Source organism: Haladaptatus sp. W1 (assembly GCF_001723155.1).
Lineage (GTDB): Archaea > Halobacteriota > Halobacteria > Halobacteriales > Haladaptataceae > Haladaptatus > Haladaptatus paucihalophilus.
On record NZ_MEIH01000180.1, the window covers coordinates 1 to 5,712 of the forward strand.

General features: G+C 64.1%; 8 protein-coding genes and 1 pseudogene. 5 read left to right on the forward strand and 4 right to left on the reverse strand.

Going from position 1 to position 5,712, the window contains the following annotated elements; all coding sequences use genetic code 11:
• Window positions 1–40 precede the first annotated feature (40 nt).
• The gene (locus tag BG842_RS09180) at window positions 41–433 is read right to left on the reverse strand and encodes a ParB/RepB/Spo0J family partition protein (protein ID WP_069450526.1); all 393 of its coding nucleotides are present in this window, start codon (window positions 431–433) and stop codon (window positions 41–43) included.
• A 9-nt stretch (window positions 434–442) separates the two neighbouring features.
• Between BG842_RS09180 and BG842_RS09185 the strand changes: the two genes are divergently transcribed.
• The gene (locus BG842_RS09185; protein ID WP_069450527.1) at window positions 443–1,363 is read left to right on the forward strand and encodes an alpha/beta fold hydrolase; all 921 of its coding nucleotides are present in this window, start codon (window positions 443–445) and stop codon (window positions 1,361–1,363) included.
• A 26-nt stretch (window positions 1,364–1,389) separates the two neighbouring features.
• Here the strand turns inward: BG842_RS09185 and BG842_RS09190 are convergent, their stop codons facing one another.
• Complete coding sequence (locus BG842_RS09190) at window positions 1,390–1,878, reverse strand: dual specificity protein phosphatase family protein (protein ID WP_069450528.1); 489 nt, start codon at window positions 1,876–1,878, stop codon at window positions 1,390–1,392.
• A gap of 156 nt (window positions 1,879–2,034) precedes the next feature.
• Here BG842_RS09190 and BG842_RS09195 point away from each other — a divergent pair, with 156 nt between their 5' ends.
• From BG842_RS09195 to BG842_RS09205, 3 genes are all read left to right on the forward strand, one after another.
• Window positions 2,035–2,409: a CBS domain-containing protein gene (locus BG842_RS09195; RefSeq protein ID WP_175424113.1), complete on the forward strand. Its 375-nt coding sequence runs from the start codon at window positions 2,035–2,037 to the stop codon at window positions 2,407–2,409.
• 112 nt (window positions 2,410–2,521) lie between these two features.
• Window positions 2,522–2,986 (forward strand): DUF5804 family protein, encoded by a 465-nt coding sequence (locus BG842_RS09200; RefSeq protein ID WP_069450530.1) that lies wholly within the window; start codon window positions 2,522–2,524, stop codon window positions 2,984–2,986.
• A 108-nt stretch (window positions 2,987–3,094) separates the two neighbouring features.
• Window positions 3,095–3,568, forward strand: a complete 474-nt coding sequence (locus BG842_RS09205; RefSeq protein ID WP_069450531.1) for a hypothetical protein — start codon at window positions 3,095–3,097, stop codon at window positions 3,566–3,568.
• Window positions 3,569–3,741: 173 nt separating this feature from the next.
• Here the strand turns inward: BG842_RS09205 and BG842_RS09210 are convergent, their stop codons facing one another.
• The gene (locus BG842_RS09210) at window positions 3,742–4,743 is read right to left on the reverse strand and encodes a PLP-dependent cysteine synthase family protein (RefSeq protein ID WP_069450532.1); all 1,002 of its coding nucleotides are present in this window, start codon (window positions 4,741–4,743) and stop codon (window positions 3,742–3,744) included.
• A gap of 98 nt (window positions 4,744–4,841) precedes the next feature.
• On the opposite strand from BG842_RS09210, the gene BG842_RS09215 reads away from it, so the two are divergent.
• Window positions 4,842–5,213, forward strand: a complete 372-nt coding sequence (locus tag BG842_RS09215; RefSeq protein WP_069450533.1) for a thioredoxin family protein — start codon at window positions 4,842–4,844, stop codon at window positions 5,211–5,213.
• 42 nt (window positions 5,214–5,255) lie between these two features.
• On the opposite strand, the pseudogene BG842_RS09220 reads toward BG842_RS09215, so the two are convergent.
• Window positions 5,256–5,712, reverse strand: a pseudogene (locus BG842_RS09220) (thioredoxin domain-containing protein); the annotation flags it as partial.

The following is a 5,712-nucleotide window of genomic DNA, read 5'->3' on the forward strand; positions in this document are numbered from 1 at the left end:
TCGCTCGTGACATGGACGACTACATCGGGCGGATTTTGGATTAATCGCGGTCCAGAGACTGGCACCGGTCAACCCACAGTCGTTCGAAGGTCGCGTTCGTGACGACCCGCCCAGCGAGGTCGGAAATCTCGGTGACGTCTTCGCTTTTGCACCACGAGACGCATCGTTCGTACGTCCCCATCGAAATATCGTCCGTGTCCCGGACGACGCGGAGTTCGTCCGCACCGGAGAGATGGGCGGCGAAGGTGCGCGTGTGTCCGTCCGTGAGCGTCCATCTGTCGTCGAATTTCCGAACCGGGAGCGGGTCGTAGTTCGGCGCGTCGAAGTCGAACCACTGCGTCACGAGCGAGAGTTTCAGGCCGTTCAGGTACGGCTGACTCGGTTGAACCGCCGTGAGAGGGAGGGTAAACGAATCGGCGACTGGGGGGACCATCACGACCGTATGTCAACGCTTATCCACGAAAATACCGTGGATGAACGCATGCCCGAACTGACCCACGACGACGCTATCGTCAACGGCGTCCGTCTCCACTACGTCGAGGCCGGAGACGGACCGCTCGTCCTCCTCCTCCACGGCTTTCCCGAGTTCTGGTACTCGTGGCGCGAGCAGATTCCGGCGCTCGCCGCGGACGGCTATCGCGTCGTCGCGCCCGACATGCGCGGCTACAACGACTCGGAGAAACCGCACGGCGTCGATGCGTATCGGACGGACGAGTTGGTCGCCGACGTGACCGGCCTCATCGACCACTTCGGGGAGGAGACGGCCCACGTCGTCGGACACGACTGGGGCGGTGCCGTCGCGTGGCAGGTCGGTATCGACCGCCCCGAGCGCGTGGACAAACTCGCCGTCATGAACGCTCCACATCCGGGTCGATTCCGAGAGGTGCTTCGAACGCCGTCGCAACTCCGACGGTCGTGGTACATATTCTTCTTCCAACTGCCGTGGCTTCCCGAACTGTTCCTGTCCGCCCGCGGGTACGAGTCCATCGAGAACATCTTCACGGACACCCCGACGAATCCGAATGCGTTCACCGATGACGACGTTCGGCGCTACGTCGAGGCCGCCGCGAAACCGGGGGCGTTGACCGGCTCCATCAACTACTACCGGGCGCTGTTCCGGCAGAGCGTTCCGACCCAGCTTCGGTCCCTCGTCGGCGGGTCGAACGACTCGTTCGACGTGCGAGTTCCGACCATGCTGATTTGGGGGACGGAGGATTTCGCCCTCGGAAACGAACTGACCGAGGGGCTGGACCGGTGGATTCCAGACCTCCGAATCGAGCGACTGCCGGGTGCCAGCCACTGGGTACAAAACGACAGGCCGGAGCGAGTGAGCGACCTGCTGGTCGAGTTCTTCGCGGAGTAGCGCGAGAGTCGTCGAAATCCGACGACCTACGTTTTCGCCGCGAGGTACGTCACCGCCAACTCGTGGAGGGCCGGATTCGGCATCGCGTGCGGCCGAGCGTCCTGCACGATGGCGAGCGCGTCGTGAAATTCTCTGTCTTCCTCGGCGGCGACCGTGGTCGCGATGAGCGTACTACTCTGCGAAATCCCCGCCGTGCAATGGACGAGGAGGGACCCGTCCCTGCGAAAGAGTCGCCGCGCGGTGTCCACGGCCGCTTCGAACGCGCGCCACTCGTTTCCCGTCCCGTCGATGAGGGGATGGTGGTGCGTGGTGAGCGGTTGTTTCTCCGTCGAGGCCGAGAGGACGTACTCGAACGTCCGGTCGTAGCGGTCGTGGCAGTCGGGACGTGCCGCCGATTCGTTCCCGATGAACAGGTCCCGCGCGCCGATACGCCGAACCGCTGGCTCGTCGGCCACGTATCCCAGTGGTCGGACGAAAACGTCCGGCCGACCGTCCGCATCGAATTCATCCGGCATTTTCACAGGGTCGTCGAATACGATAGTTCAACCTTTCGATTTTCCGACTGCTATGGTTGAAAATCGAAATGGGTAGCGACGAATTGTCAGTAAATTTCGTTTTGAATCGACTCGAACCGGGAAAAGAACAATATCCCTCCGGTTCGTCTACGTGGTATGAGTACCAACGACAGAACTCGTGTGAAGGACATGATGTCCACCCCGTTGAAAACCATCCCGTCGGACGCGACGGTTTCCGAAGCCGCGACGGTGATGCGTGACAACGAAATCAGCGCCCTCGTGGTGACAAGTTCGCCGAGGGCGATAATCAGCAGTTCGGACGTGTTGGACGTCGCCGCCGACGGGTTGGACCCGACGGAGGTGCGGGTCGCCGACGTGATGACGGAGGACGTCGAAACCGTCACCCCCGACCTCTACATGGAGGAGGTCGCCGCGATGATGACCACCTTCGGCATCAAACACCTCCCCGTCGTGGACGAAGAGTACGTGGGAATGGTCTCGTCGACGGACGTTGCCGCCCTCCTCTCCTGATGGCGACGGTCTGTCCGGCCCGTGAGTCGGACGGTGTCGCACGAACGGTGGCGACGGGTCGGTCGCTGCTGCAAGACGAAATCGCTTTACTTCGCCGCTCCCACCGGAAACTGTGACCCGCGTCCTGCTCGTCGGTTCGGATGAAGTCGAGTTGCGCGCCGAACTGTTCTCCCGTGAGACGGCGCGCGACGCGCTCGCCACCTACCAACTCCGCGAACCGTACGGTAACTGCCTCGAACTCGAAACCATCAGCGTCGGCTCCGCGACGTCGCTCTTGAACGACCTGAACTGGTATCTGGTTCGGTTCGTGGACGAAGCGCTCGTCCTCGACCCGAGCGTTAGCGACGAGGAGTGGCTCTCCCGAAAGCTCGCGGCACGGGTGCGCGACCGCGAGGTGGAAGCCGCCGAGACGGACCCGCTGCTCAAGGTGTACGGCGTGGTGGACGGGGAGTTCGGCACGGAACTCGTGGAACCGATGTACGTCGCCCGAACCGTCGATGGCGTCCCGGAGTACGACCTGCGCGACGTGGACGACACGCTGGTCGTCCGCGTGACGGAAGACGAGTTCCGAGCGTAGACGGAAACGGAGAAGGGGTCTGGCGGGGAGAAACGACACGAATTCGGACGAAATCGCTCCCGACAGTTCCGGCACAATCCTTTTCCACGTTCTCGGCGAGAGGGCTGTATGGTGGGGCCAATCAGCGAGGAGCAGGTAGCGGCGTGGCTCGACGGGACGGTCGTGGACGACGTTCGATACGTGAGCGACGAGGGAACCGAGTTCACGATTCGGCTTCGCCTCGCACACCAGCCGATACACATCGTGAAAGAGGAGACGCTGGGTCCGATTCGACTGGTCAGTGACACAGCGTTCGACACCGAGGGGACGCAAACGCTCCTCGAAAGCGAGGAGGACCGGAACGAACTACTGACGCGAATCGGACCGGCGTTGGCGGCGACGCCGGGCTTTTACACCCTCCTCGACGCGGAGGGGGCGTCGTGTGAGTTCGTGGATGCGCGGTCGATTCGACTCGAACATCGAATCTATCCCGACGGCGCGAACCGACAGGCCGTGATGGAGGGTCTGATGGCTCTCGCGTCCGCCGCGCAATACCTGCAGAATACCGTCGCCGTGCTCCTCGACGCGGGGCGAGATGGGTAGGGGGCTTCGGGAGACCGGGAGACCGGGAGATCGCTACGTCAGCGGAGCAGGCGATACGGATGGGCCATGGCTAACCCACGCCGGAAACAGCGCATCGGGGTACAAAACGTCGGCTCATCGTTCCCAGTTTCTGAAAATCGTCCCGATGTCGAGTTATCCCTGTCGGCACCCCTTCAGTCGAACATGCCCGTCGAGAGGTAGCGTTCGCCGCTGTCGGGGAAGACGGTGACGACGAGCGGACAGTCGTCGTACTCTTCGCCGACTCCGCCATCGGATGCCACCTGTTCGTTCTCGTCGTGTTTCCCGCCGTCCTGCCACTCCTCCGGGACCTCCGGGCAGTTGAGTTCCGGCCGAGCGAGTCGTTCGGCGACACGGTAGGCCGCGATGCTCGCCGCGCCGCTCGACTGGCCCACCAAGATGCCTTCTTCGCGGGTGAGACGCCGACATTCGTCCTCCGCGTCCTCCAACGCGACGCGTTCGACGGAATCGAGCAGGTCGGTGTCGAGCAGGTCGCTGACGAATCCCGGGCCCATCCCCTGATACTCGTCCTCGCCGGGTTCGCCGGTCGAGAGGACGGCGTTTCGCTCGGGTTCGACGGCGACGACTTCCATGTCCGGGTACTCCTCCAGCAGGCGCGAGGCGGTTCCGGTTATCGTCCCGCCGGTGCCGACGCCCGCGACGAAGGCGTCTATCTCGCGGCCATCGACCTGTTCGATGATTTCCTCGGCCGTCGTGCGGTAGTGAGCCTCGGCGTTGGCCGCGTTTTCGAACTGGCCGAGTTGCACCGCGTCGGCCGATTCGGTGAGCTCGTCCGCGCGCGCCTTGGCGGACTCCATGTTGCCGTCCACGAGTTCGAGGTCAGCGCCGTAGGCTTTGAGAAGCTGTCTGCGCTCGGGCGACTTCGACGCGGGCATGACGATGGTGAGGTCGTACCCGCGGGCGGCACAGACGACCGCCAAGCCGATGCCCGTGTTGCCGCTCGTCGGTTCCACGATTCGGTCGCCGGGCTGGAGCTCCCCCGCGCGCTCCGCGGCCTCGACCATCGCCAGTGCCGGGCGGTCCTTCGCCGACCCGCCGGGGTTGAACGATTCGACTTTCGCCGCGACGGTCGCGCCCTCGGGCGACCGGACGTGAACGAGTGGCGACCCCACGGCGTCGAGGATGGAGGATTTCATGGTGTGCGGTACGAATCCCACGCCTAAACCCCTACTGGACTCCGGCAGTCGGTGCCGGAAGCGGGAATTCTTATCCGCGTTCGCCACCAGTCCCGACTATGGAATCGACAGAACCGAATCCCGAGTGGGACGCGAGCGAACACAGCGAGACGATAGGCGCCTTCGAATCGGGTCTCGGCGAACTCACCTATCGCGTTTGGGGTGCGGACTGGTGCGGCGACTGCCGGTCACGCTTGCCCGACTTCTTCGCCGCGCTGGACGCCGCGGGCGTCGAAGGGGAGCAAATCCACGTCTACGAAGTGGACGACGAGAAGGTCGGAGAACTCACCGAGGAGTACGACGTGACGCTCATCCCGACAATTGTGGTCGAGCGGGCGGGCGAGGAAATCGCCCGCTTCGAGGAACAAGAGGACCGACCGGCCGCCGAGTACGTCGCCCGCGAACTGCTCGAAAGCGACGCGTTGGCCTGAATTCGAACACCTCTATTATGAGCTCTCCACGCGATGTGAACGCTACTCCGGCGCGAGGTCGTCGGCCCACTCCAGTCCGGCGTCGATGTCGGTCACGGGCGGCGAGCAGGTAAAGGAGCGACAGACGTAGAGCGTCGGTTCGCCCGCAGACTCGCGGTCGGCCCAAATCGGTGGCACGTTCTCCACCCCGAGTGTTTCACACCACGCCGCCACGCCGTCCTCGGTCGGCGGCCGCCGGGTCAACACCCGCATCGGGAGGTACGTCTCCGCGAGTCGGTCGTGCCACGCTTCGGGGAGTTCGTCGCCCGCGACGGTCAGTTCGAGCGAGCCGGTCGCGTTGCGGTCGGCGGCGAGCGCCAGCGTCGCGTACTGGAACGGGTTCGACTCGACGGTCCGGGCGTGGGTTTCGAGCACCGCCTCCGGAATCTCGGCGAACGCCTCGTCCGGTGCGAACTCGGAGAGAACGGCCAGCACGTCGGTTGCGACCCCGAGGCTCGAC